A 26,648-nucleotide genomic window follows, 5' to 3' on the forward strand; every position below is an offset into this window, starting at 1 on the left:
TTACGAACAGGCACCTGCCTGTAATTTGTGCGAATCTCTATCTATATTGGCTCATTTCCAGAAAATGTCACTTGGTCGCAACATCCGGGCAATACCGGGGATGAGCCAATCCGGCGGCGCACTATAGCGATCCGCGAGCGGCGATCTTATGACGCTTGTACGGCGAGGCCTTGCATCCGCCGTTCATCTTTCTGCTGCAATGCAGTGTGCGGACTGCGGGCGGCGTGACAGTCGCGGCAAGCGCGCAGCAATGTCTCAAAATCGGTCGCCAGACCCTCCGCCCGGATGACGATCCGACCGTTCTGCCGATCGTCCTGCGTACAACGGGCCAAGGCGCGGATGGTGCAAAGCTGCCGCTGCAAGGCCGGCGTCGGCGTCAGCACGATCATCTTGTGCCCGCGGCGTTCTTCGGCCGAAATCTCCACGATCGAGTCCCACAACAGAAATTCATTGCCGATGCGGAGATCGCGGATGCCATAGGGGGTGACGATCACCACCGGCCCCCGTTCGGCGGGGAGCATCCAGACCAGCCAGCAGGTGATCGGACCGAACACTGCGACGCCCGCATAGCCCATCGCGGTATCGTAGTCGCTCATGCCGCCCCACCAAGCGAAGGCCAGACTCGCGCTGAGCAATGTCATGGCGAAACCCGCCGCGACGAGCAGCCGCAGCTGGGTCTTGCATGGATCGATTTCGAGATCGTGGGTCGCATCGACGCATCCGGCGGGCGTAAGCAATTGCGGGCTGTCGGCGACGGTGGGCACCAGGCGGTCATGATGTGCGAGCATGCTTTCCCCCAGCATGGCCATTTGCGACCGAGCCACTAAGTATCGGGCAATGCATCAGGCGGAGCGGAATCCGCTGATGGTACTCCGCGCAGCCACTAGCGACGAGGCGAGGTAGCTGACGTTACGCAACGAAGTCCCGGCCGATTCCTCACGGCCAACAACGACTTTTTACGCAACTCGGCTTCCTCTGCCGGGATCGCCATGATCGCGACGGAGTTACACTGGAGGGTATGACGCACATACCCTTGATTGGTTCCCTCAAGGAAGCATGTAAGCTAGAGGATAGCGCGTCAGGACCGGCGCGGAAACCCCTCGCCCGCAGGCTTGGAGATAAATAAGCATCATGAATCCCGTCAAAGAACTGGAAAAGCACGGACAAGCCGTCTGGCTGGACTTCCTGGCCCGTGGCTTCATCGCCAAGGGCGACTTGAAGCGGCTGATCGACACCGACGGCGTCAAGGGCGTCACCTCCAATCCATCGATCTTCGAGAAGGCGATCGGCAGTTCGGACGAGTACGATGCGCCGATCGGCAAAGCGTTGAAGCGCGGCGATCGGTCGGTCGCCGACCTGTTCGAGGCTGTCGCGGTCGAGGACATCCAGAACGCCGCCGACGTGCTGCGCCCGGTCTATGACCGCCTCAAGGGCGGCGACGGCTATGTCAGCCTGGAGGTCTCGCCCTATCTGGCACTGGACACTGAAGGCACGCTCGTCGAGGCGCGCCGGCTCTGGAAGGACGTCAACCGCAAGAACCTGATGGTGAAGGTGCCGGCGACCCCAGAATGCCTGCCGGCGATCGAAACGCTCATCGGCGACGGCATCAGCATCAACATCACGCTGCTGTTCTCCAGGGACGTCTATCTGCAAGTCGCCGAGGCCTATCTCGCCGGTCTGGAGACATACGTCGCAGGTGGCGGCGACCCCTCGCACGTCGCGAGCGTGGCGAGCTTCTTCGTCAGCCGCATTGATTCGGTGGTCGACAAGCAGCTCGACGAAAAGATCGCCCGCGCCAACGATCCCAGCGAGAAGGAACGGCTCGCCGCGCTCAAGGGCAAGGTCGCGATCGCCAACGCCAAGGTCGCCTACCAGGACTACAAGCGCCTGTTCTCCGGTCCCCGCTGGGAGAAGCTCGCGGCCAAGGGCGCCAAGCCGCAGCGCATGCTGTGGGCCTCGACCGGCACCAAGAACAAGGACTACAGCGACGTCCTCTATGTCGAGGAATTGATCGGCCCCGACACCGTCAACACCGTGCCGCCGGCGACGCTCGATGCGTTCCGCGACCACGGCAAGGCGCGCGACAGCCTGGAAGAAAATGTCGACGATGCCCGCCGCGTGCTGGAAGAGCTGGAGCGTTCCGGCGTCTCGCTCGATGCCATCACCGAGGAGCTCGTCAAGGACGGCGTCAAGCAGTTCGCCGACGCCGCCGACAAGCTCTATGGCGCGGTCGCCCACAAGCGCGCCACCGTGCTCGGCCCCGCGATCGACCGCCAGCTTCTCTCGCTCGGCGACGGGCTCGGCAAGGCCGTGGCCAAGAGCACCGAGGAATGGCGCGCATCGGCAAAGATCCGCAGGCTGTGGCAGCGCGACAAATCGGTCTGGACCGGCAGCGATGAGGACAAATGGCTCGGCTGGCTCGACAGCGCCGCCAAGGCCGACGTCGCCGACTACGAGGACTATGCCAGCCGTGTGAAGGGCCAGAAATTCTCCGACGCGGTCGTGCTCGGCATGGGCGGATCGAGCCTTGGCCCCGAGGTGCTGGCCGAGACGTTCGCACGCAAGGCCGGCTTCCCGAAGCTCCATGTGCTGGATTCCACCGACCCCGCGCAGGTGCGGGCGATGGAAGCGAAGATCGACATCGCCAACACCGTGTTCATCGTGTCGAGCAAATCAGGCGGCACCACCGAGCCGAACGCGATGAAGGATTATTTCCATGAGCGCGTCGCGCAGGCGGTCGGGCCGACGGTGAAGACGGGCCATCGCTTCATCGCGGTCACCGATCCCGGCTCGTCGCTGGAGAAGGCGGCGAAGACGCTGAACTATGCGCGCATCTTCCACGGCGAGCCCTCGATCGGCGGACGTTATTCGGTGCTCTCGCCGTTCGGCCTGGTGCCGGCGGCAACCGCGGGCATCGATATCAAGACCTTCGTCAAGCACGCGCTCGCGATGGCCCGCTCCTGCGGACCGGACGTGCCGCCAAGCGAGAACCCGGGCGTGCAGCTCGGCCTTGCCATGGGCCTCGCGGCGCTCGAAGGCCGCGACAAGGTGACGATCCTGTCGTCGAAGAAGATCGCCGATTTCGGCGCCTGGGCGGAACAGCTGATCGCGGAATCGACCGGCAAGGACGGCAAGGGCCTGATCCCGATCGACGGCGAGCCGCTGGGCGAACCCGCGGTCTACGGCAACGACCGGCTCTTCATCGACATCCGAATCGAGGGCGAGGCGGACGCCGCCCATGACTCCAAGCTTGCCGCAGTCGAAGCGGCCGGCCATCCCGTGGTGCGCATCGTGATGAAGTCGATCGACCATCTCGGCCAGGAGTTCTTCCGCTTCGAGATGGCAACGGCCGTGGCAGGCAGCATCCTCGGCATCAATCCGTTCGACCAGCCGGACGTGGAAGCGGCCAAGATCAAGACCCGCGAGCTCACCGCGTCGTTCGAAAAGACCGGCGCACTGCCGGCCGAACAGCCCGTGGTCAGTACCGCAGACGCCGATCTCTACACCGACGAGACCAATGCCGCGGCACTGCGCGCCGCGGGTGCCAACGGCGACCTCACCTCGTGGCTGAAGGCGCATCTGTCCCGCTCCGACCATGGCGATTATGTCGCCCTGCTCGGCTACATCACGCGCGACAAGGCGACGATCGACGCACTCCAGACCATGCGGCTCGAAGTGCGCGAGAAGCGGCACGTCGCGACCTGCGCCGAGTTCGGGCCGCGCTTCCTGCACTCGACCGGGCAGGCCTACAAGGGCGGGCCCGACAGCGGCGTGTTCCTCCAGATCACCGCCGACGATGCCAAGGATCTTCCGGTGCCGGGCCAGAAGGCCAGCTTCGGAATCATCAAGGCGGCGCAGGCGCGCGGCGATTTCGACGTGCTCACCGAGCGCGGCCGACGCGCGCTGCGGGTCCACCTGAAAGGCGGGCTCAAGAAAGGTCTCGCGGCGCTCAATGCGGCGCTCAACGACGCGCTGAATTAAGGGAATCTCTCAGATGCAACTCGGCATGATCGGCCTCGGCCGGATGGGCGGCAACATCGTTCGCCGCGTGATGCGCCACGGCCATACGACCGTGGTCTATGACAAGGACGCCAAGGCCGTCACGGGCCTTGCCGCAGATGGCGCGGTAGGCTCCGCGACGCTCGAAGAGTTCATCTCGAAGCTCGAGCGGCCGCGCACCGCCTGGGTGATGCTGCCGGCGGGCCGCATCACCGAGACGACGATCGACACGATCGCGGGCGTGATGCAGGAAGGCGACGTCATCATCGACGGCGGCAACACCTTCTGGCAGGACGACGTCCGTCGCGGCAAGGCGCTGAAGGCGCGCGGCATCCACTATGTCGACGTGGGCACCTCCGGCGGCGTCTGGGGCCTCGACCGCGGCTATTGCATGATGATCGGCGGCGAGAAGCAGGTGGTCGACCGGCTCGATCCAATCTTCGCCGCGCTCGCACCCGGGGCAGGTGACATTCCGCGCACCGAGGGACGTGAAGGGCGCGATCCCCGCATCGAGCAGGGCTACATTCATGCCGGCCCGGTCGGCGCCGGGCATTTCGTCAAGATGATCCACAACGGCATCGAATACGGCCTGATGCAGGCCTATGCCGAAGGTTTCGACATCCTCAAGAACGCCAATATCGAGGCCTTGCCTTCCGATCACCGCTACGATTTCGACCTCGCCGACATCGCCGAGGTGTGGCGGCGGGGCAGCGTGATCCCGTCCTGGCTGCTCGACCTCACCTCGACTGCACTCGCCGACAGCCCCGCATTGGCGGAATATTCCGGCTTCGTCGAGGATTCCGGCGAAGGACGCTGGACGGTGAACGCTGCGATCGACGAGGCCGTGCCGGCCGAAGTCCTGACCGCGGCCCTCTACGCACGCTTCCGTTCCCGCCAGGAACACACCTTCGCGGAGAAAATTCTCTCCGCGATGCGCGCGGGTTTTGGCGGCCACAAGGAGCCGAAGCCGAAATAAGAAGCCCGGGTAAGAAGAAGTCCACAAGCGAAGGCCAATCATTCGTGACCAAAGACCAGCAGTCAAAGCGCAAGCCGGAAAATTGCGCCTTCGTCATTTTTGGTGTCACCGGCGATCTCACGCACCGCCTCGTGATGCCGTCACTTTACAATCTTGCTGCCGAACACATGTTGCCGGAGAAATTCTGCGTCGTCGGCGTGGGTCGCAAGGCCATGTCGGACGACGAGCTGCGCAACAGCCTGATGAAAGGCCTGCGTGAGTTTGCGACCCGCTCCGTGGACGACGTCGTCGCCAAGAAACTCCTGGAGCGCGTCAGCTTCGTCGAAGCGGATCCCAAAGACCCGCCATCCTTCGATCGCTTGCGCGAACATCTCGATGCGCTCGAATGCGCGCAAGACACCGGCGGCAACCGCCTGTTCTATCTCGCGACGCCGCCGGCGGCGTTCGCGCCGACCGCGCGCGAGCTCGGCCGCACCGGCATGATGAAGGAGAACGGCACCTGGCGGCGACTGGTGATCGAAAAGCCGTTCGGCACCGACCTCGCCTCGGCGCGCGCGCTGAACGCCGAGTTGCTGAAGATCATGGAGGAGCACCAGATCTACCGGATCGATCACTATCTCGGCAAGGAGACGGTGCAGAACATCCTGGTGCTGCGCTTCGCCAACGGCATGTTCGAGCCGATCTGGAACCGCAACCACATCGACCACATCCAGATCACCGTCGAGGAGAAGCTCGGCGTTGGCCATCGCGGCGGCTTCTACGACGCCACCGGCGCGCTGCGCGACATGGTGCCCAACCATCTGTTCCAGCTGATGTCGCTGGTCGCAATGGAGCCGCCGGCGCGTTTCGACGCCCACTCCGTCCGCTCCGAAAAGGCCGAGGTTCTGACCTCGATCCAGCAGCCGAGCCAGGAGGACGCGCTGAAGAGTTCGGTTCGCGCGCAATATCTCTCGGGGCGCATCGGCGACGACGAGATTCCGGACTATCGCAAGACCGAGGACGTCAGGCCCGGCAGCACCACCGAGACCTATGTCGCGCTGAAGCTGATGATCGACAATTGGCGCTGGGCCGGGGTGCCGTTCTATTTGCGCACCGGCAAGGCCCTGGGCCACAAGCGCACGGAGGTCGCCATCAAGTTCAAGCAGGCGCCGTTGTCGATGTTCTCGGGCACGGCGGTCGACCGGCTCTCGCAGAACTTCCTCACCATCGGCATCGCGCCGACCGAGACCATCGAGCTCCAGTTCAACGCTAAAATTCCGGGACCGAGCATCACCATCGACGGCGTCGAGATGAAATTCCGCTATGGCGACTATTTTCAGGCCGACCCCTCGACCGGCTACGAGACTCTTATCTACGACTGCATGATCGGCGACAACATCCTGTTCCAGCGCGCCGACGGCGTCGAAGCCGGGTGGCAGGCGGTGCAGCCGTTCCTGGACGCCTGGAAGAACGCAGGCACCAACGGCATCGAGACCTATCAAGCCGGCAGCGACGGCCCCGCCTGTGCCGACGAGTTGCTTCGGCGCGACGGGCGAAGCTGGCGGAAGTTTACGTGATGGCCGCAGCCGGACAGCCGAAGCTGATCGTCGAGGCGGACGCCGAGTCCCTCGCGCGGGCCGCAGCCGAACGGGTGATGGCGCGGATCGCCGCCAATTCCGGTCGGATCGCGATCTGCCTCACCGGCGGCTCCAGCCCGAAGAAGCTCTATCAGTTGCTTGGCAGCGGCGCCTGGTGCGAGAAAATCCCGTGGGAGCGCGTGCACTGGTTCATCGGCGACGAGCGCTTCGTGCCCGAAAACGATCCTCTCAACAACATGACGGTCGCGCGCAAGACCTTTCTCGATCGCAACGCGCCCTCCGGCCACATCCATGCGATCCCGACCACGACTGAAAACCCGGATCGGAGCGCCGAGGCCTATGCGCGCGAGTTGCACGCGTTCTACGGCGCCGAAAGCCTTGATCCGGCACGGCCGCTGTTCGATCTCGTCCTGATGGGCGCGGGCCCGGACGGCCACACCGCTTCGCTCTTCCCGGGCTATCCCGAAATCGAGGAGACCGGACGCTGGGTCGTCGGGGTCCCCAAGGCCAATGTTGCCCCCTTCGTGCCGCGGGTCTCGCTCACCCTGCCCGCTTTGGCGTCCTGCCGCGAAATGCTGTTCGAGATTGCCGGGCACGACAAGCAGCCGATCTTGACGCGCCTGCTCAATGGCGAGACTCTGCCGGCCGTGCGCGCGCGATCGAATGGCGAGACCGTCTGGCTGGTCGACCAGGCCGCGCTTCCGGAGGGAATTCGTGGCGGGCGCTGAAGCACCTTGTGCATTGATCGTGATGGGCGTGTCTGGCTCGGGCAAGAGCACGGTTGCGGAGTTACTTGGCAAACGTCTGGGCTGGCGGTTCGAGGACGGCGACAGCTTCCATCCCGCCAGCAATGTCGAGAAGATGCGGGCAGGCCATCCCCTCACCGACGAAGACCGCTGGCCCTGGCTCAACGCGATCGCCGACGAGATCGCTGGGGTCTGCGACAAGGGCGAGCATATCATCATCGCCTGCTCGGCGCTGAAGCACACCTATCGTGACGTGCTGCTGCGCGGGCGCAACGACGTTCGCTTCGTCTTCCTGAAGGGCACCAGGGAGCTGATCGCCGAGCGGCTCGCGCACCGCAAGGGGCACTTCATGCCGCCCGGTCTGCTGACAAGCCAGTTCACGACGCTGGAGCCGCCGGAGGCGAGCGAGCACGTCATCACCGTCTCGATCGACGAATCCGTCGAGGCGATCGTGGACGGCGTGGTGCGGCAGCTGAAACTGGGCGGGGCCAAACGCTGAGGCCACGAAACCCGAACCTTAAGGTCCTGCCATGACGAAAATCTCACTCGTGGTCTCCGATGTCGACGGCACGCTGCTGACCAAGGACAAGCTTCTGACCGAACGCGCCAGGTCCGCGGTGCAGCGGCTGCACCAGGCCGGCATCGGCTTCACCATCACCTCCAGCCGCCCCGCGATCGGCATGCGCTTCCTGATCGAGCCGCTGGCGCTGTGGCTGCCGGTCGGCCCGTTCAACGGCTCCTCGATCGTCGATCCCGAGATGAACCCGGTCGAGCAGCACCTCATCCCCGCAAGCGCCGCCGAGCGGTCCCTGCAGATCCTCCGCGAATTCGGCGCCGACATCTGGCTGTTCACCACCGACAAATGGCTGATCGATAATCCCAACGGCAAATACGTCGCGCACGAGCAGCACACGATCCGCTCCGATCCGACCATCGTGACGGATTTTTCGCCGTATCTCGCCAGCGCCTGCAAGATCGTCGGCGCCAGCGCCGATGCTGCGGGCCTCGAGCGTTGCGAGAAGGCGATGCAGGAGGCGCTCGGCAGCGAGGCCACGGCGGTGCGTTCGCAGACCTATTATCTCGACATCACCCCGCCCGGCTTCGACAAGGGCACGTTCGTGCGGGCGATGGCCAAGCGTTTGGGCATTTCGACCGACGCGGTCGTCACCATCGGCGACATGCAGAACGACCTCGCGATGTTCCGTGTCAGCGGCACCTCGGTCGCCATGGGCAATGCCACCGACAGCGTCAAGGCGCAGGCCACCCACGTTACCGCAACCAACGAGCAGGATGGTTTTGCGGAGGCGATGGAGATGATCTTGACGCGGAATGGCGCCGCTTAAGTCACGGCTTCGACCGCTGCATCGCCGGCTTATCGCACTCCTGCCTTGCGGCGGACAGATTGTGCGCGGTGTTGATGAGCGCGATATGGGTCAGCGCCTGCGGGAAATTGCCGGTCTGGCGGCGCGCAACAGAATCATATTCCTCCGCCAATAGCCCGACGTCGTTCGCAATTCCGACCACGCGGTCGAGCAGGATCTGCGCCTTGTCGAGATCGCCGGCCAGCACATGGGCATCGGCCAGCCACAGGGTGCAGGCGAGGAATGCACCCTCGATCGGCTGCTTCTCGTCAGATGTTTCGCGCGGATCGTGCCGCAAGACAAAACCGTCGCGCATCATGTGCTTTTCTACCGCCGCGATGGTGCCGCGGATGCGCGGGTCCTCCGCCGGCAGGAAGCCGACACCCGGCAGCAGCAGCACGCTGGCATCGAGCAGCTTTGAGCCGTAGGACTCGACGAAGGCATTCTCCTCCGCGTCAAATCCCCTGTTGCAGACGTCGCGATGGATGGCTTCGCGCAAGGCCCGCCAATGCAACAGCGGCGCCTTGAAGCCAAAGGTCTCGGCGCTCTTGATAGCGCGGTCGAACGCGACCCAGGTCATCACCTTCGAGAAGACGTAGTGTCGCGGCTGGCCGCGCCGTTCCCAGATGCCATGATCGGGCTGATCCCAGACCTCGGCGAGATGATTGAGCACGTTGCATTCCAGGGCCCAGGTCGTTTCGTCGTCGAGCTTGAGCTTGGCCATCCGCGACTGATGGAAGGCGTCGATCAATTCGCCATAGACGTCGAGCTGGAGCTGCGCATGCGCGGCATTGCCGACGCGCACGGGCTGCGCGCCCTCGTAGCCGTCGAGCCAGCCCGCCTCCCATTCCAGTAGCCGCCGCTGGCCCCAGATGCCGTACATGATCTGCATGTTCGCGGGCGAGCCGGCCGCGGCGCGCAACAGCCAATTGTGCCACGCCAGGGCTTCCTCGGTATAGCCGGAGTTCATCAGCGCCAGCAGCGTGAAGGTGGCGTCGCGCAGCCAGCAGAAGCGGTAGTCCCAATTCCTGGCGCCGCCGAGCTTTTCCGGCAGCGAGGTGGTGGGCGCCGCGACGATGCCGCCGGTGGGGCCGAAGGTCAGCGCCTTCAGCGTGATCAGCGAGCGCATGATGAGATCATGATAATCGCCGTTATGCGTCGAACGGCCGCTCCATTCCTGCCAGAATTTTTCGGTCTCCTGGAGGGCGATCTCGGGGTCGATCGGCGGCGGTGGATCGACATGCGAGGGACCGTAGGTCAGCACGAACGGCACGGTCTCGCCGGCCTTCACCTCGAAATCGGAGATCGTGGTCATGTCCTCGCCACGGGTCTCGGCCGGCGTGCGCAGCACGGTCATGTCCTGACCCGCGATCGCCAGCAGCGAATGATCGATCCGCCGCACCCAGGGAATGTCGACGCCGAAGCCGAAGCGGATCACCAGCTCCATCCGCATCTTCACCGAACCGCTGACGCCGCGGACCAGCCGCACGATGTCCGAGGCCTTGCCGCGCGGCGGCATGAAGTCGATCAACGCGACGGTGCCGCTCTCCGTCTCGAAGCGCGTCTCGAGGATGAGGGTGTCGCCGAGATAGCGGCGCGAAATGGCTGTGACGTCCTCGCTTGGCGCGATCAGCCAGCGGCCGTTCTTGGGGGTGCCGAGGATCGCGGCAAAGCAGGCGTCGGAATCGAAGGCCGGCCAGCACAGCCAGTCGATCGAGCCGTTGCGCCCGACTAGCGCTGCGGTCTCGCAGTCGCCGATCAGCGCATAATCCTCGATCTTCTGAGACAATGTCGTTCGAACCCTGGAAATGGCGGCGCTCAACGCCCGCCGGGCAACGAGCGTTCCCGCGTGGCGGCCTTCAAAGCTGCGAGATCGATCTTCGAAGCGATCTTGTCGAGCGTCACCGGCAGCCGCTGGCGCCAGTTCGGATGCTCGTCGATCGTGCCTGGAATGTTGGGCTGGTCGATCACGCCGAGCAGATCCTCCAGCGACACCGCGAGCAGCCGTGACGGCGTGCGCGACAGGAAGGCGAGCACCGAATAGAGGTCGTTGGCGTTGATGCCGTTCTGGCGCAGGATCTCGTCGAGCCTGCCGAGCGCATCCCAGCGCGCCTGGCTGTCCTCGCCGGGATCGAGCCCGAGCGAGAGTTTCATCTTGAGATCGCTGAAGGAGCGCCAGCCTGCATAGGTCGACAAATCATGGGTGTTCAGCGTCACCAGCGCGTTGGGCCGGTAGTGATCGACGGGCCGGAAGTGACCGGAATCGTCGCGCTCGAACATCATGACGAGGTAGGACCAGATGCCGAAATCTTGCATGGTCTCGCGAAAACCTTCCGGCACCGTGCCAAGGTCTTCGCCGATCACGATGCACTTATGGGCCGCGCTCTCGCGCGCCACGGTCGCCAGCAGCGCCTCGAACGGCATCTGCACATAGGCGCCGTTGTCGGGCTTGAAGCCGCGCGGCACCAGATACAACCGCTTCAGGCCCAGGACGTGATCGAGACGGATAGCCCCGGAATGGCGCATCGAAGCTGCGAGCATATCGGCGAATGGCACGAAGGATTGCGCCTCCAGGCCGCCGGCATTGAAGCCGGCGAGGCCCCAGTCCTGGCCGATGGTGTTGAGCACGTCGGGCGGCGCGCCGACGGCGAGATGGCGGGAGATCGCCCCCTGCTCGTTCCAGGCATCGAAGCCGTTGGACTGCACGCCGACGGCGACGTCGAGATAGAGGCCGACGCGCATGCCGAGCTGACCGGCCAGCTCCTTGGCCGCATGCAACTGGCTATCGGCCGTCCATTGCACGAATTCGATGAACTCGACGTCGTGCTTGTGGGGACCGTTGCGCAGCTCGGCGCATTTCGCCTCGTCCGGCTGCTGCCATTCCACCGGCCATTCCCACCACGGCGTCGTGAAGCGATGGCGCAACACCTCAAAACAGGCAAAACGGGACAACAGCGGCGCGCGAGCCGCGCGGAAGGCGTCGAACTCGTTGCGGCGGACACCGCTCGCGCTTTTCACGAAGCTGTCGAAGGCGGCACGCAAGGCCAACCACTTCAAAGCCGCCATGTCGGCATAGGGGACGCGGTCGCCTTCACGCAGCCGCGCGGCGGTCGCGGCCGCGTCGGGGACGAGATCGAAGGAAAACTCCGGGATCGCCTCGACGTCGATATAAAGCGGATTGAGAAACAGCCGGCTGTTCGGCGAATAGGGGCTGCAATCGGCCGGATGGTCGTCGAACAACACGTGCAGGGGATTGAGCCCGACGCCGTCGGCCCCCAACTGCTTGGCGAGCCGGACGAGATCGGCAAGGTCGGTGAAATCGCCAATGCCCCAATTTCGGTCGGAGCGGACGCTGTAAAGCTGCACGGCAAGCAGCCAGCCGCGGTCGAAATCGCCGCCGAAGGCCCGTTCGGGCGCCACGATCATTGGCACCTCTTCGCTCACGCCTCCGGCATCGGTCAGCGTCAGGCGGTGATAGCCGAGCGGCAGGCCGGCGGGCCAGGCAATCACCGGCTCGCGCGTCTCGCCTTGCGCGATCACATTGGCGTTGCCGGTCATCTTCCATTTGAGCGGCGGCGCACCGATCGTCACCAATTCGGTGCGCGGATGTCCCAAGGCACGGACCACCACGGGCCCGCTGACGAAGCGGTAAACCCGCTTCTCCGGCAGGGCGTCGAGGATGGATTTGAGGGCCACGGGATCCGTGACCCGCAGCTTTCCGAGGGCATCGACGAATTCGGATTGAACGCCCTTGATCCGGGCTTGAGCTAAAAGATCCATTCGGCACGCAGCTTGCAAAGCCAGTCTCTGGCCCGGGGGGCATCGATTTAACGTGGTCGCGGAATAGGTTAGTCGGGGTTAACTCGCAAACTATGCCTGCTGTTCCCAGGGGAACCAATGACACACAAGCGGCTTTCTATATAGGGTATCAAGCGTAGGTTCCCGACAAGGGAAACGGGCTCCTGCTTTCTTGTCAATGGCATCACCGTGAACAAGACAATTCAAACTGTCGAGAGTGCCGCAGCCGGCAGCGCTTTCCGCATCGAGGACGTCTATCCCGTGATCGACGGCGGCCGCTTCCCCGTGAAGCGGATCGCCGGCGAACGGGTCGATGTCTGGGCCGACATTTATCGCGACGGCGACGCCGTGGTGAGTGCGGCGCTGATCTGGCGACAGGAGCAGGAGCGCGAATGGCGGAGCGAGCCGATGATCCCTCACGGCGATGACCGCTGGTCCGGCGCTTTCACGCCCGTCGAGCCCGGGCAATATGTCTATGCGATCGAAGCCTGGACCGACGAATTCGCCACCTGGTCGCACGGGATCGCGCGCAAGCGGCGCACCGGTGCGGATATCAGTCTCGATGCGATCGAGGGTGCCGGCCTCCTGACCAAGGCGCATGGCGCGCGGCAGGACGCCGCAGCGGTCATCGTCAGGCAATGCGAGGATTATCTTCAGACCGGCGACGTCGCCCCGCTGCTGGCAACCGAGCTCGGCGAAGCCATGGCCGAGAGCCAGTCGCGGCCCGACCTCACTCGCTCTGCGCCCTTCCCGCTCCTCGTCGACCGCGACAAGGCGCGCTTTGGTGCCTGGTATCAGATGATGCCCCGTAGCCAGAGCCAAATCCCCGGCCAGCATGGCACGCTCCGCGACTGCATCGCGCGCGTGCCCGATATCGCCGCGATGGGCTTTGACGTGCTCTACTTTACGCCGATCCATCCCATTGGCCGCACCCGCCGCAAGGGCCGCAACAACGCGCCGGTCGCGACCGAACGCGATCCCGGCTCGCCCTATGCGATCGGTACCTCCGAGGGCGGGCATGACGCACTGCATCCCGACCTCGGCACGATCGAGGATTTCCGCGCGCTGGTCGCGACTTGCCTGGAATACGGCCTCGAGCTCGCGCTCGACTTCGCCGTGCAATGCTCGCCGGACCATCCCTGGCTGACGCAGCATCCGGAATGGTTCAAATGGCGACCGGACCGCTCGGTGCGGACGGCTGACGGGCCCTATTCCGATATCGTCATCCCCGATTTCATGTCCGTCGACCGGGCCGGACTGTGGAACGGGTTTCGCGACGCCATGCTGTTCTGGATCGACCATGGCGTCACCATCTTCGCCATCGACAATCACGACACCGCGCCGCTGCCGTTCTGGGAGTGGCTGATCCGCGACATCCGCCGGCGGCATCCCGAGGTGGTCCTGTTCTCCAAGACGTTTGCGCGGCCGAAGCTGATGAAGGGCCTTGCCAAGCTCGGCTTTGCGCAATCCTTCAGCTATTTCCCCTGGCGCACGGAGAAGTGGGAGCTGGAGCAATATTTGGGCGAACTGACGCGCTATCCGGAACGCGACTTCTACCGGCCGAACCTGTTCGTGAGCACGCCCGACCTGCTGCCCTATCATCTCCAGGGCGGCGAGACCTGGGCATTCAAATCGCGCGTTGCGCTGGCCGCGACGCTGTCGGGCAATTACGGCGTCTACAGCGGCTTCGAGTTGCTGGAGCACGACGCGATCCCCGGCTGCGAGGAATATCTCGACTCCGAGAAATACCAGATCAAGCAGCGCGACTGGGACAAGCCCGGCAACATCAAGCCCTACATCACGGAGCTCAATCGCATCCGCAAGGAAAATGCGGCGCTTCGACAGACGGCGAACCTGTGCTTCCTCGGCATTGAGGACGGCGAGACGATCGCGTTCGCCAAACAGACCGCCGATCCCGCGAACACCGTCGTCGCGGTCATCGCCCTCTCGCGCCATGCGCGCGAATTCTGGCTGCCGCTCGGCGAGCTCACCATCGAAATCGGCGGCGCGCGCCGCCCCGTCACCGCACTCGAAAATCTCCTCACCGGCGAACAGTCCCGCATCGAATGGGGCGGGATCAAATTGCGCATCGATCCCGACCGCGATCCGGCGCTGCTGTTCCGCTGCCTGGCGTAAGGATCACGCCATGAACGTATTGTCTTCGGTCGACACCAAGAAAGCCGAGGCTGCCGAGATCGTGGATGAGCTCTGGTACAAGGACGCGATCATCTACCAGCTCCACGTCAAGGCGTTCGCCGACAGCAATCATGACGGCATTGGCGATTTCGCCGGGCTGACCGAGAAGCTGCCTTATCTCCAGGAGCTCGGCGTCACCGCGCTGTGGCTGTTGCCGTTCTATCCTTCGCCCGGTCGCGACGACGGCTACGACATTGGCGACTACGGCTCGATCAATCCCGATTTCGGGACGATGAAGGATTTCAAGCGCTTCATCCAGGAGGCGCAGAAGCGCGGCTTGCGCGTCATCACCGAACTCGTCGTCAACCACACCTCGGACCAGCACAATTGGTTCAAGCGCGCGCGCCGCAGCCCGGCGGGGTCGAGCGCCCGCAACTGGTATGTCTGGAGCGACACCGACCAGAAATACCAGGGCACGCGCATCATCTTCACCGACACGGAGAAGTCGAACTGGACCTGGGATCACGAGGCCGGCGCCTTCTACTGGCACCGCTTCTTCTCGCACCAGCCGGATCTCAATTTCGACAATCCGCGCGTCGTCAGCGCCCTCATCCAGGTGATGAAGCGCTGGCTCGACGCCGGCGTCGACGGATTCCGCCTCGACGCCATTCCCTATCTCTGCGAGCGCGAGGGCACCTCGAACGAGAACCTCCCGGAAACGCATGCGATCATCAAGCGCCTGCGCCAGGAGCTGGATTCCTACTCCAAGGGCAAGCTGCTGCTGGCCGAGGCCAATCAATGGCCGGAGGACGTACAGGAATATTTCGGCCGCGGCGACGAATGCCACATGGCCTACCACTTCCCGCTGATGCCGCGCATCTACATGGCAATCGCGCAGGAGGACCGTTTCCCGATCACCGACATCCTGCGCCAGACGCCGGACATTCCGGCGAGCTGCCAATGGGCTCTGTTCCTGCGCAACCATGACGAGCTGACGCTGGAAATGGTGACGGACGTCGAGCGCGACTATCTCTGGACCACCTACGCCAACGATCCACGCGCCCGCATCAATGTCGGCATCCGTCGGCGCCTCGCGCCGCTGATGGACAACGACCGGCGCAAGATCGAGCTGATGAACTCGCTTTTGCTGTCGTTCCCCGGCACGCCGATCATCTATTACGGCGACGAGATCGGGATGGGCGACAACATCTATCTCGGCGACCGCAACGGCGTGCGCACGCCGATGCAGTGGAGCCCGGACCGCAATGGCGGCTTCTCGCGCTGCGACCCGGCGCGCCTCTACGCGCCGCTGATCATGGATCCGGTCTACGGCTACGAATCGGTGAACGTGGAGGCGCAGTCGCGCAGCCTGTCCTCTCTGCTCAGCGCCACCAAGCGGCTGATCTCGGTGCGCAAGTCGACGCTCGCCTTCGGCCGCGGCACCATGACCTTCATCCGCCCGGCCAACCGCGCCGTGCTGGCCTATGTCCGGCAGTACGGCGACGAGGTGATCCTCTGCGTCGCCAATTTGTCGCGCGCGGCCCAGGCGACCGAGCTCGATCTGTCGCCCTGGAAGGACCGCATCCCGCAGGAGATGCTCGGCCGCACGCGTTTTCCGGCGATCGGCGAACTGCCCTACATGGTCACGCTGGGGCCCTATGGCTTCTACTGGTTCCAGCTCACCGAGCGCGACAAGTCCGAGCCGGTCACGCCGCGCGCGGTGCCGGAATTCGAGACGCTGGTGGTGCCGGTGAACTCGACCTGGGTGTCGCTGGCGCGCGAGCGCGGCGTGTTCGAGCACGAGGTGCTGCCGGGATTCCTGTCGCGCACGCGCTGGTATCCGGAGCACAATCCCAAGCACATCAAGCCCACGCTGACCTCGGCGGTGCCGTTCTGCGACATCGGCGACAACAGGCCCTGGATCGCGGTCTTCGAGGCGGCGAAGCACGACGTCACGACGCGTTACGTGCTGCCGATGCAGATCGAGTGGGTGCGCTTCGACCGAGAACGCTTCAATCCGAAGGCGCTCGCCGCCGTGCGCCAGGGTGCGCGCGAAGGGACGCTGCTCGACGTCGCGACCGAGCAGATCTTCATCGGCCTTTTCCTGCGCAACCTGTCGCAGAATTTGGTGGTGGAGGAGAACAATCTGCGGCTGGAGTTCAAGGCCACCAGCCGGTTCGCCGACTACACCATCAAGGAGCCTGAACGCATCCGCGCGATCGAGCAGACGAACAGCACCGCGCTGGTCGACAACCAATATGTCGCCAAGATCTATCGCCAGCTCGAGGGCGGCATCAACCCCGAGATCGAGATTGGCTCCTACCTCACCGAAACCGCCCGCTTCGCCAACACGCCGGCGCTGCTCGGCAGCGTCGAGCTGGTCGAAGGCGATCATCGCAGCGCGCTCGGCGTGCTGCACGCCTATGTCGAGAATCAGGGCGACGGCTGGGCCGTCACCGCGGGTTATCTCGACCGCTATATCGACGAGCAGCGAGTGCTGCCGCCGGGCGAGATACCCCGTGAGACCCAGGAGCAAGCGCCTTATCTGCACTTCATGGCACAGATCGGACGGCGGCTCGCAGAGCTGCACGTGGCTCTCGCCGCCGCAAAGCCCGATGATCTGGCCCCCGATCCGATCGCCTCCGCACACGTCAAGCGGTGGACATCCGACCTCAAGGCCCGGGCCGAGCGGGTTTTCGAGGGGCTGGACGATAGAAGCGAAAGCTTGCGGGAAGCGGACCGGCCGTTGGTCGATCAGCTCGCAGCATTGCGCAGCTCCCTATCCGGCCGGCTGCATGCGCTCTTGCCATCCGGGATCGGCGGGCTGAACATCCGTCATCATGGCGACTTCCGCCTCGGGCAAACTCTGATCGTGAAGGACGATATCTTCATCATCGACTTCGACGGAGATCCGCGTTTGCCGCTGGCCGACAAGCGGCGCAAGCTGCCTGCCGCGCGCGACGTCGCCGGCCTGATCCGCTCGATTGATCTTTCAGTTAACGCGGCGCTCAACCGCGCGCTCACTGGCGCCTCCGACGAGCAGGGCCGGCTTACGGCTGCGCTCGGCGAATGGCGCGAGCGCGCCGCCGCCACCTTCCTCACCGCCTACCGGGAAGCCATGACCGATCGGCGACTGTGGCCGGAGGATCGGCAATCTGCGGCTGGCCTGTTAAGGTTTTTCCTGCTTGATCAAGCGTTCGACGAAGTAGAGTACGAGCTGTCCCACCGGCCTGAGGGGCTCCACGCGCCGCTGTCCGGACTGCTTCGCATTCTGTCCAATGAGAGCGAAGTCCATGCCTAAACTCCCAGCCGAGGCCTACGCGATCATCGAGGGCCGCCACTCCGATCCCTTCCACTATCTCGGGCTGCATCCCGAGGGCGGCAAGAGCGTGGTGCGCGCGTTTCTCCCCGAGGCCTCCAATGTCGAGGCCGTCGGCGAGCACGGCGAGGTGGCGAAGCTCGACCGCGTCCATGAGTCCGGCCTGTTCATCGGCGCCCTCCCGAACGGCTCGAAGCGCTACCAGCTGCGCGCGAAGTTCGGCGACAACGTCGTCGAATTCGAGGATGCCTATCGCTTCCCGCCGATCCTGACCGATTTCGATCTCTATCTGCTCGGCGAAGGCACTCACCAGCGCCTCTACGACAAGCTCGGCGCGCATCCGATGCGGCTCGAAGGCATCGACGGCATCGGCTTCGTGGTGCTGGCGCCGAATGCGCGGCGCGTGTCGGTGGTCGGCGACTTCAATTTCTGGGACGCGCGGCGGCACTCCATGCGGGTGCGCGGCGCCGGCTATTGGGAATTGTTCATCCCGCACGCCAAGGCCGGCGACCACTACAAGTTCGACATCATCGGACCGCATGGCCATCAGCTTCCGCTGAAGTCCGATCCGATGGCGTTCGCGAGCGAGGTGCGGCCAAAGACGGCGTCCATCGTGTTCGACGAGGCGCACCTGCCGCGGCCGCGGCCGGCACCCGACGGCATCAACGCATTGTCGGCGCCGATGTCGATCTACGAGGTTCATCTCGGCTCATGGCGGCGCAAGAACGGCGACGAATGGCTGACCTATCGCGAGCTGGCGGAGCAGCTGCCGGCCTACGCCCGCGACATGGGCTTCACCCATCTCGAATTCCTTCCCGTCAGCGAGCATCCTTTCGACGGTTCATGGGGCTATCAGCCGACCGGCCTGTATGCGCCGACCAGCCGCTTCGGCACGCCGGAGGATTTTGCCGCGCTGGTCGATGCGTGCCACCGCGAGGGCGTCGGCGTGCTGCTCGACTGGGTGCCCGGTCACTTCCCGGACGATCCGCACGGCCTCGGCAGCTTTGACGGCACCTCGCTGTACGAGCATGCCAACCCGCTGCAGGGCCGCCATCTCGATTGGGGCACGCTGATCTACAATTACGGCCGCACCGAAGTGACGAATTTTTTGGTGTCTAACGCGCTGTTCTGGCTGGAACGCTACGCGATCGACGGGCTGCGGGTCGATGCAGTGGCGTCGATGCTGTATCTCGATTACAGCCGGCCTCCGGGCGCGTGGATCCCGAATCAATATGGCGGCCGCGAAAACATCGAGGCGATCGCGTTTCTGCGCCGCGCCAACACGGAGATCTTCGCCCGCTTCCCGCAGACGACCACGGCCGCCGAAGAGTCTACCGCCTGGCCGCAAGTCTCGCGCCCGGTCGAATTCGGCGGGCTCGGATTCGGCTACAAGTGGAACATGGGCTGGATGCATGACACGCTGAACTACATCAGCAAGGATCCGATCCACCGCAAGCATCATCACGGCGACATCCTGTTCGGCCTGCACTACGCCTTCTCGGAAAACTTCATCCTGCCGCTGTCGCATGACGAGGTCGTGCACGGAAAGCGCTCGATCCTGGGGCGCATGCCCGGCGACGAATGGCAGCGCTTTGCCAATTTGCGCGCCTATTACAGCTTCATGTTCGGCCATCCCGGCAAGAAGCTGCTGTTCATGGGCGCCGAGATCGCGCAAAGCCGCGAATGGAATCACGACCAATCGCTCGACTGGCACCTGCTCGAGCACAAGACCCACTCCGGCATCCAGTCCCTGATCCGCGACCTCAACCGGCTCTATCGCGCCGTGCCCGCCCTGCACCAGATGGATTGCGACCCGGCCGGCTTCGAATGGCTGATCACCGACGACGCCAACCGCAACGTGTTCGCCTGGCTGCGCAAGGGACTCGACGAGCACGCGCGATGTCTCGTGATCGTCAATTTCTCACCCAACGTCTATCGCAACTATCGCGTTCGCGTGCCCTTCGGCGGCAAATGGAAGGAAGTTCTCAACTCGGACTCCGCCCATTACGGCGGCAGCAATGTCGGCAACATCGGCGAAGTGCATGCCGTCGATGGCGAGCTCCGCCTCACCATTCCGCCGCTCGCCGCGATCTTCCTCGTTCCGGAAAGCTGACCGATGCGCCTGACTGCTGGATCGCCCGCACGCCTCGGCGCAAGCTGGGACGGACGAGGCACCAATTTCGCGCTGTTCTCCGCCAACGCGCAGAAGGTCGAGCTGTGCCTGTTCGACACGCAAGGCCGCCGCGAACTCGAACGCGTCGAACTGCCGGAGCGCACCGAGGATGTCTGGCACGGCTATTTCAACGACGTCTCGCCCGGCCAGCTCTACGGCTACCGCGTGCACGGCCCCTACGAGCCCGAGCAGGGTCATCGCTTCAACGCCAACAAACTGCTGCTCGACCCCTATGCCAAGCGGCTTTCCGGGCGGCTGGTCTGGAGCGACGCGCATTTCGCCTATCGCACCGGAAGTCCGCGCGAGGATCTGTCCTTCGACCGGCGCGACAATGCGCGCGGCATGCCCAAGGGCGTCGTCGTCGACGAGACTTTCAATTGGGGCCGGCGCGAGATCCGCCCCAACATCCCGTGGGAAGACACCATCATCTATGAGGCCCACGTCAAGGGCTTGACGCAGAAGCGCGACGACGTGCCGCCGAATCTGCGCGGCACTTACGGCGGGCTGTCGTCGCCGGCGATGATCGAGCACTTAAAGAAGCTCGGCGTCACCACGGTGGAGCTGCTGCCGATCCACGCCTTCGTCGACGACCGGGTTCTGGTCGAGAAGAAGCTCGCCAATTACTGGGGCTACAACTCCCTGTCGTTTTTCGCGCCGGAGCAGCGCTACGCTCAGGACAACGCGCTCGACTCCTTCCGCACCACGGTCGCACGCCTGCACGATGCCGGCATCGAGGTGATGCTCGACGTCGTCTACAACCACACCGCCGAGGGCAATCACCTCGGCCCGACGCTGTGCTACCGCGGTATCGACAACGCCTCCTATTACTGGCTGAACCGCGAGAACCCGCGCTACTACGACGATTTCACCGGCTGCGGCTCGTCGGTAAACCTCACCCACCCGCGCGTGCTGCAGATGGTGATGGATTCGCTGCGCTACTGGGTCGAGGTCTGCCACGTCGACGGCTTCCGTTTCGACCTCGCCACGACGCTGGCTCGCGGGCCGAACGGCTATGATCGCGGCATCTCGTTCCTCACCGCGATCAGGCAGGATCCGGTGTTGGCGAGCGTCAAGCTCGTCGCCGAACCCTGGGATCTCGGCCTCGGCGGCTATCAGGTCGGCGCATTCCCCTCGCAATGGTCGGAGTGGAACGACCGTTACCGCAGCGCCATGCGCCGCTACTGGAGCGGTGAAGGCAGCCTGATCGGCGACATCTCCAGCCGCATGACGGCGTCCTCCGACCTGTTCAACCACGATGGACGGCGACCGCGCGCCAGCATCAATCACATCACCGTCCATGACGGTTTTACGCTGGCCGACCTCTTCAGCTACAACGAGAAGCACAACGAGGCCAATGGCGAGGACAATCGCGACGGCTCCAACGACAATCACAGCAACAATTGCGGTGTCGAGGGCCCGACCGACGATCCCCAAATCCTCAGCTTGCGCCGGCAGCTTCGCAAGAACGTGCTGGCCTGCCTCATGCTGGCGCAGGGCATTCCCCTGATCCTCGCCGGCGACGAGGTCGGCAATTCGCAATCCGGCAACAACAACGCCTATTGCCAGGACAACGAGGTCGGCTGGATCGGCTGGGACAATCTCGGCAAGGACGGCGACGACATGATCGATTTCGTCGCCGAACTCGCCGACATCCGCCGCCGGTTCTCGCAGCTTCGCAGCCATCGCTGGCTCGACGGTCGCCCCAAAGACGGCATCTCCTACGGCGCGCTGTGGCTGACGCCGGCCGGCGACGAAATGACGGAAAACGACTGGAAGTTTCCGGAAGGCCGGTTTCTCTCCTATGTGATGGGGCCGATGGAACCGGGCAGCGCCGCGATCTTTATCGTACTGAACGCCGCCCCCGAAGAGATCGCATTCAAATTGCCTAAGATGCCCGAATACAAGAGCTGGCAGCAGATCCTGAACACGACCGATGCCAAGCTGAACAGTGTTGATTTCCTGCCCGGGGGCGACAGCAAGGCGCCGCCGCGCTCCGTGCTCGCTTTCGCGGGGGCGCTATGAGGCCATCCTTCGGGGCGAGGCCGACGAAAGACGGCGTATCGTTCCGGCTGTGGGCGCCTGCCGCGCGCCGTGTCGATCTCCTGCTCGACAGACGACACGCGATGCAGCGCCGGCAGGATGGCTGGTATGTCGCCGAGATTGCCGGCCTTGCCGTTGGCAGCAACTACAAATTCAGGATCGACGATGAAATCGACGTGCCCGATCCGGCGTCTGCATTCCAGCCCGAGGACGTGTTCGGCCCGAGCGAGGTGATCGATCATGACGCCTTCGCCTGGCGCGCGCATGATTGGTCCGGCCGTCCCTGGGAAGAGACGGTGCTGATCGAGACGCATGTCGGCACCTTCACTGCGGAAGGCACCTATAGTGCCATGATCGACAAGCTCGATCATCTCGTCGCGACTGGGATCACTGCGCTGGAATTGATGCCGCTGGCCGATTTCGCCGGCCGCCGCGGCTGGGGTTATGACGGCGTGCTGTGGTACGCGCCCGACAGCGCCTATGGCCGTCCGGATGAGCTGAAGACGCTGATCGACGAGGCGCATCTACGCGGGCTGATGGTATTCCTCGACGTTGTCTACAATCATTTCGGCCCGGAGGGGAATTACCTCGGCTGCTATGCGCCGGCCTTCTTCACCGATGCACACACGCCCTGGGGCAGTGCGATCGATTATTGCGTGCCGCAGGTTCGCGCGTTTGCCGTCGAGAACGCGCTGTCGTGGCTCAGCGACTACCGCTTCGACGGCCTGAGGCTGGATGCCGCCAACCACATCATGGCAATCCCCGGCGAGCAATCGATGCTGCAGGACCTCAGCGTCGCCGCAGGCGAGCTTGCCAAGGCGACGGGGCGGCACATCCATCTCGTGCTGGAGAACGGCGACAACCGCGCCAGTCTGCTCGACGCCGCGCAGCAGCCGCCGAACGGCAAATATCGCGGACAGTGGAACGACGATTACCACCACGTCTGGCACGTGATGCTGACCGGCGAGCTCGCCGGCTACTATGCCGACTACCAGACCCCGCGCATGGACCTCGCGCGCGCGCTCGCCTCGGGCTTCGTCTATCAGGGCGAGATCTCGGAATTCTGGGGCAAGAAGCCGCGCGGCGAGAGAAGCGGCGAGCTGCCGCCCGCGACCTTCGTCAACTTCCTGCAAAACCACGACCAGATCGGCAATCGTCCACTGGGCGACCGGCTCGAGAGCCTGGCAACGCCGCAGCAGATGGAAGCCGCGCTCGCGGTCACCCTGCTCGCGCCGATGGTGCCGATGCTGTTTCAGGGCGAGGAATGGGGCTCGACGGTCCCCTTCCCGTTCTTCTGCGACTTCCAGGGCGGCCTCGCCGATGCCGTGCGCAAGGGCCGCAAGCAGGAATATGCCTGGGCCTACGAAAAATATGGCGACGAGGTGCCCGACCCGCTCGATCCGGCAACGCTGCAATCGGCCGTCCTCGACTGGATCGGCCATACGCCGGAGCAGGACACGCGTCTCGCGCTGGTGCGGGAGCTGCTCGCGCTTCGCCACAAGGAGATCGCGCCACGACTGAAAAATGCGCGCTTCGGCGACGCCGCCGTGGCCGATAGCGGCCTGCTCACCGCACATTGGCGCATGGGAGATGGCGCGACGTTGCGCCTCGTCGCCAATCTGTCGGACAAGGACATCGCGCGTCCCAGCGACGCTACGGGAGCGCTTATCTGGGGCGCTACCAACGGCGATGGGCTCTCGCCGTGGTCCGTGGTCTGGCGCCTCGGAGATTGACATGCCTCCGGCCATTCCTCTCGCAACCTACCGGCTTCAGCTCACCGCCGATTTCGACTTCGACAAGGCCGCCGCGGTGGTGCCCTATCTGAAGGCGCTGGGGATCACGCATCTCTACGCCTCGCCGGTGATGAAGGCCCGCAAGGGCTCGACCCACGGCTATGACACCGTCGATCACAGCCAGTTCAACCCGGAACTCGGCGGCGAGGCCGGCTTCGCGCGACTGAGCGCAGCGCTGACGCAGAACGACCTCGGCCTCATCATCGATTTCGTACCGAACCATGTCGGCGTGCACTTTGCCGACAATCCCTGGTGGTTGGACGTGCTGGAATGGGGCCAGACTTCGCCGCACGCGGTTTCCTTCGACATCGACTGGGATCTGCTGCCCTACCGCGCCCGCGACGGCGTGCTGCTGCCGATCCTCGGCGCCTCCTATGGCGAGGCGCTGGAGCGCGGCGAGATCGAGCTGCGCTACGATTCCGAAGAGGGCAGCTTCTCGGCCTGGTATTTCGAGCATCGCCTGCCGATCGCGCCGGAGCGCTATGGCGAAATGCTGCGCATGATCGTGAAGGAGGCGGGCGCCGCCGAGACCGAGGCCGGCAAGCACCTGCTGTCGCTCGCGGCGCGCTACACCGGACTGCGCCGCCCCAACCGCAAGGAAGCGCCCGGATTCAAGGCGGAACTCAGGGAGATCGCAGGCAGCGCCGACATCATCGCGCGCGGCCTCGGCGCCTATCGGGCCGCCAAGGACCGCCCCGCGCAGACGCTGGCGCTGCATCATTTGCTGGAACGGCAGCACTACAAGCTCGGGCACTGGCGGCTTGCCTCCAGCGACATCAACTACCGCCGCTTCTTCGACGTCAACGGGCTCGCCGGCCTGCGCGTCGAGGACCCCGGCACGTTTGCCGCCACGCACCGGCTGGTGAAGCAGCTCATTGCCGACGGCAGATTGCAAGGCATTCGCCTCGATCACATCGATGGCCTGCGCGACCCCGCGCAATATTGCCAGCGGCTGCGCCGGCTGGTGCGCGACGCGCAGGGCACGACAAAGCCGTTCTATACGGTGATCGAGAAGATCCTGTGCGAGCACGAGCGTCTGCCGCACTTCGCCGGCGTTCAGGGCACCACCGGTTATGAGTGGATGAACGTCATCACCCAGGTTCTGGTCGATGCGAAAGGGCTGGAGGCGCTGGACGAGACCTGGCGGCAGGTCAGCAACCGCCCGCCGCGACTTGCACCATACGTCAAGGACGCCAAAAGGCGCGTGCTGGAGACGCTGCTGACCAGCGAATTCACGGTTCTGACGCGGCTGCTTGCGCGCATCGCCAACGGGCACTACTCGACCCGCGACTTTTCAGCCGACAGCCTGCGGCAGGCGCTCGAGCTCTATGTGCTGCATTTCCCGGTGTACCGCACCTACCTGACGACGAGCGCGCCAACGGCCCACGATCGCAAGCTGATCGACGACACCATCGCGCGTGCCCGCGCGGAATGGTTCGCCGCCGACGAAGGCATCTTCGACTTCCTGCGCGACGCGCTGACCATGGACCTGCTCCAGCCTGGCCGTCCCCCGCACAGCGCCCCGCGGGTGCGGCGCTTTGCGCTGAAGCTGCAGCAGTTCACCGGGCCGATGATGGCGAAGTCGCTGGAGGACACCGCGTTCTATCAATTCCACCGGCTGCTCGCCCTGAACGAGGTCGGCGGTGATCCCGCGAGCAACGGCCTCACTATTTCCGCTTTCCACGAGAGCATGCAGGTGCGCGCCAGGGAATGGCCGCAAGGGATGACGGCGACCGCCACGCATGACACAAAACGCGGCGAGGACGCCCGCGCGCGGATCGCAGCGCTCAGCGAGATCACCGGTGAATGGACCAGTGCGGTTTCTCGCTGGAAGGTACTGAATGCGCCGCATCTCGCGCTCAACGGCAATCTGCGTGCCCCGTCGGCGACATTCGAATACATGCTCTACCAGACCCTGCTCGGCGCTTGGCCGCTCGAAGGGCCGGCCGATTCCGGCTTCGTCGAGCGTATCCAGGCCTATGCACTGAAGGCCGCGCGCGAGGGCAAGGAGGAGACGAGCTGGCTCAACCCGCATGAGGCTTATGAGGACGGCGTCAAGAGCTTCATCGCAAAGATCCTCGATCCGGCGCTGTCCGGCGAATTCCTGGAGGCGCTCCAAACACTGGCCCGGCGCGTCGCGCTGCTCGGCGCGCTGAACGGCCTGAGCCAGCTCACGCTGAAGGCGACGTTGCCGGGCGTGCCCGACTTCTACCAGGGCACCGAATTCTGGGACCTGTCGCTGGTCGATCCCGACAACCGCCGCCCGGTGGATTTTGCCGCGCGACACGCGGCGCTGGGCACGCTGGACGATCCGGATTGGACGAACCTGATCAAGAGCTGGCCGGACGGCCGGCTCAAGCTGGCCTGGACGCGGCGCCTCCTCGAGCTGCGCAACGAGCTCCCCGATGTTTTCGCCCGAGGCGACTATCAGCCGCTTCCCGTGCGGGGCGCACATGCCGACCATGTCATCGCCTTTGCCCGCCGCCACGGTCGCACTGCTGCGATCGTCGTGGTCGGGCGCCAGTTCGCACCCTTCACGCAAGCAGGACGCGAATGGCCGGCGCTCGATGGGTTCGATGCCACCATTGACGTCACAGGCTACAGCGTGCCGGGCCTCGCAGGCAACGATCTGCCGCTCGCGCAGGCCTTCCGCAGCTTCCCCGCCTCCGTCGTGTCGGCGCGCGCCGCAGGTGCGGCGAAGCCGGTGCGACAGCGCACCCGCGCTTGAAC

The 26,648-nt window shown here is 64.6% G+C and carries 15 protein-coding genes; 12 read left to right on the forward strand and 3 right to left on the reverse strand.

Going from position 1 to position 26,648, the window contains the following annotated elements:
• Positions 1-146: 146 nt before the first annotated feature.
• A complete protein-coding gene (locus tag IVB31_RS27585; RefSeq protein WP_247330269.1) occupies positions 147-809 on the reverse strand; it encodes an STM3941 family protein in 663 nt (220 codons plus the stop codon).
• Between the two features lie 322 nt (positions 810-1,131).
• Between IVB31_RS27585 and IVB31_RS27590 the strand changes: the two genes are divergently transcribed.
• Genes IVB31_RS27590 through IVB31_RS27615 form a run of 6 tightly spaced genes read left to right on the forward strand, consistent with a single transcriptional unit; the run spans position 1,132 to position 8,641 of the window.
• Positions 1,132-3,981: a bifunctional transaldolase/phosoglucose isomerase gene (locus IVB31_RS27590; protein ID WP_247330271.1), complete on the forward strand. Its 2,850-nt coding sequence runs from the start codon at positions 1,132-1,134 to the stop codon at positions 3,979-3,981.
• A 13-nt stretch (positions 3,982-3,994) separates the two neighbouring features.
• Positions 3,995-4,975, forward strand: coding sequence for a phosphogluconate dehydrogenase (NAD(+)-dependent, decarboxylating) (gene gnd / locus IVB31_RS27595; protein WP_247330273.1), 981 nt, complete (start codon positions 3,995-3,997; stop codon positions 4,973-4,975).
• A gap of 44 nt (positions 4,976-5,019) precedes the next feature.
• Positions 5,020-6,531, forward strand: coding sequence for a glucose-6-phosphate dehydrogenase (zwf, locus tag IVB31_RS27600; RefSeq protein ID WP_247330276.1), 1,512 nt, complete (start codon positions 5,020-5,022; stop codon positions 6,529-6,531).
• Positions 6,531-7,280, forward strand: coding sequence for a 6-phosphogluconolactonase (gene pgl / locus IVB31_RS27605; protein WP_247330278.1), 750 nt, complete (start codon positions 6,531-6,533; stop codon positions 7,278-7,280). The genes zwf and pgl overlap by 1 nt, the downstream gene beginning before the upstream one ends.
• Entirely contained in the window at positions 7,267-7,797 is a 531-nt protein-coding gene (locus IVB31_RS27610) for a gluconokinase (RefSeq protein ID WP_247330280.1), read from the forward strand. Before pgl ends, IVB31_RS27610 begins: the two co-directional genes overlap by 14 nt.
• 31 nt (positions 7,798-7,828) lie before the next feature.
• A complete protein-coding gene (locus IVB31_RS27615; RefSeq protein WP_247330282.1) occupies positions 7,829-8,641 on the forward strand; it encodes an HAD family hydrolase in 813 nt (270 codons plus the stop codon).
• A 1-nt stretch (position 8,642) separates the two neighbouring features.
• Here IVB31_RS27615 and IVB31_RS27620 read toward each other — a convergent pair whose 3' ends face one another.
• Both IVB31_RS27620 and malQ read right to left on the reverse strand, forming a co-directional pair.
• Positions 8,643-10,448, reverse strand: a complete 1,806-nt coding sequence (locus tag IVB31_RS27620) for a glycoside hydrolase family 15 protein (protein ID WP_247330284.1) — start codon at positions 10,446-10,448, stop codon at positions 8,643-8,645.
• A 29-nt stretch (positions 10,449-10,477) separates the two neighbouring features.
• Positions 10,478-12,439, reverse strand: coding sequence for a 4-alpha-glucanotransferase (gene malQ / locus IVB31_RS27625; protein WP_247330286.1), 1,962 nt, complete (start codon positions 12,437-12,439; stop codon positions 10,478-10,480).
• Positions 12,440-12,646: 207 nt separating this feature from the next.
• On the opposite strand from malQ, the gene IVB31_RS27630 reads away from it, so the two are divergent.
• From IVB31_RS27630 to treY, 6 genes are read left to right on the forward strand one after another with little or no spacing between them, the layout of a single operon-like run.
• Complete coding sequence (locus IVB31_RS27630) at positions 12,647-14,593, forward strand: maltotransferase domain-containing protein (RefSeq protein ID WP_247330288.1); 1,947 nt, start codon at positions 12,647-12,649, stop codon at positions 14,591-14,593.
• A 10-nt stretch (positions 14,594-14,603) separates the two neighbouring features.
• Complete coding sequence (treS, locus tag IVB31_RS27635) at positions 14,604-17,894, forward strand: maltose alpha-D-glucosyltransferase (RefSeq protein WP_247330290.1); 3,291 nt, start codon at positions 14,604-14,606, stop codon at positions 17,892-17,894.
• Positions 17,887-20,025: a 1,4-alpha-glucan branching protein GlgB gene (glgB, locus tag IVB31_RS27640; RefSeq protein ID WP_247330293.1), complete on the forward strand. Its 2,139-nt coding sequence runs from the start codon at positions 17,887-17,889 to the stop codon at positions 20,023-20,025. The genes treS and glgB overlap by 8 nt, the downstream gene beginning before the upstream one ends.
• A gap of 3 nt (positions 20,026-20,028) precedes the next feature.
• Positions 20,029-22,107, forward strand: a complete 2,079-nt coding sequence (gene glgX, locus IVB31_RS27645) for a glycogen debranching protein GlgX (RefSeq protein ID WP_247330296.1) — start codon at positions 20,029-20,031, stop codon at positions 22,105-22,107.
• Positions 22,104-23,858, forward strand: coding sequence for a malto-oligosyltrehalose trehalohydrolase (gene treZ, locus IVB31_RS27650; RefSeq protein ID WP_247330298.1), 1,755 nt, complete (start codon positions 22,104-22,106; stop codon positions 23,856-23,858). Before glgX ends, treZ begins: the two co-directional genes overlap by 4 nt.
• Before the next feature lies 1 nt (position 23,859).
• On the forward strand, positions 23,860-26,646 hold the full coding sequence (gene treY, locus IVB31_RS27655; RefSeq protein WP_247330301.1) for a malto-oligosyltrehalose synthase: 2,787 nt from the start codon (positions 23,860-23,862) through the stop codon (positions 26,644-26,646).
• Positions 26,647-26,648 lie beyond the last annotated feature (2 nt).

Origin of the sequence: Bradyrhizobium sp. 21 (assembly GCF_023073335.1) — a bacterium.
Taxonomy (GTDB): domain Bacteria; phylum Pseudomonadota; class Alphaproteobacteria; order Rhizobiales; family Xanthobacteraceae; genus Bradyrhizobium.

Coding starts and splice junctions, on each gene's coding strand:
- IVB31_RS27585 (WP_247330269.1), bottom strand. CDS start 809: ATGGCCATGCTGGGGGAAAGCATGCTCGCACATCATGACCGCCTGGTG.
- IVB31_RS27590 (WP_247330271.1), top strand. CDS start 1,132: ATGAATCCCGTCAAAGAACTGGAAAAGCACGGACAAGCCGTCTGGCTG.
- gnd (WP_247330273.1), top strand. CDS start 3,995: ATGCAACTCGGCATGATCGGCCTCGGCCGGATGGGCGGCAACATCGTT.
- pgl (WP_247330278.1), top strand. CDS start 6,531: ATGGCCGCAGCCGGACAGCCGAAGCTGATCGTCGAGGCGGACGCCGAG.
- IVB31_RS27615 (WP_247330282.1), top strand. CDS start 7,829: ATGACGAAAATCTCACTCGTGGTCTCCGATGTCGACGGCACGCTGCTG.
- malQ (WP_247330286.1), bottom strand. CDS start 12,439: ATGGATCTTTTAGCTCAAGCCCGGATCAAGGGCGTTCAATCCGAATTC.
- treS (WP_247330290.1), top strand. CDS start 14,604: ATGAACGTATTGTCTTCGGTCGACACCAAGAAAGCCGAGGCTGCCGAG.
- glgB (WP_247330293.1), top strand. CDS start 17,887: ATGCCTAAACTCCCAGCCGAGGCCTACGCGATCATCGAGGGCCGCCAC.
- glgX (WP_247330296.1), top strand. CDS start 20,029: ATGCGCCTGACTGCTGGATCGCCCGCACGCCTCGGCGCAAGCTGGGAC.
- treZ (WP_247330298.1), top strand. CDS start 22,104: ATGAGGCCATCCTTCGGGGCGAGGCCGACGAAAGACGGCGTATCGTTC.
- treY (WP_247330301.1), top strand. CDS start 23,860: ATGCCTCCGGCCATTCCTCTCGCAACCTACCGGCTTCAGCTCACCGCC.